This window comes from Streptomyces sp. BE303, assembly GCF_036290945.1.
In the GTDB taxonomy this organism is placed as follows: Bacteria; Actinomycetota; Actinomycetes; order Streptomycetales; family Streptomycetaceae; genus Kitasatospora.
The window spans coordinates 1-413 of record NZ_JAQYWZ010000883.1; the positions used below are offsets into that span (position 1 = coordinate 1).

1 pseudogene is annotated in these 413 nt (G+C 69.2%); it reads right to left on the minus strand.

Annotation, left to right across the window (positions count from 1 at the left end):
- Positions 1-413: pseudogene (locus PUR56_RS33050) on the minus strand (hypothetical protein); the annotation flags it as partial.

The window sequence follows — 413 nt, forward strand, 5'->3', positions numbered from 1 at the left end:
CTTCCGCGTTGTTAATGGGGGGCGGGTGTGAATTCGTGTGGACTTCGGACGGGGTGCACGGCAACGAGGTCGACGGCTCGTCCGCGTGCAGGGTGGCGGGCAGGGTCTCGTGCCGCATCGCCAGGACCATCTTGATGATGCCGGCGACTCCGGCCGCCGCCTGCGTGTGGCCGATGTTGGACTGCACCGACCCGAGCCAGAGCGGGTCACCACCGTCACGGTCCTGACCGTAGGTGGCCAGGTGGGCCTGGGGCTCGAGGGGGTCGCCGAGCGTCGTGCCGGTGCCGTGCGCCTCGAACGCGTCGACGTCCTGCGGGATCAACCCCGCCTGCGCCAACGCCGCCCGGTTCACACGCTGCTGCGACTGACCGTTCGGCGCCGTCAGACCCTACGACGCACCGTCCTGATTGAAA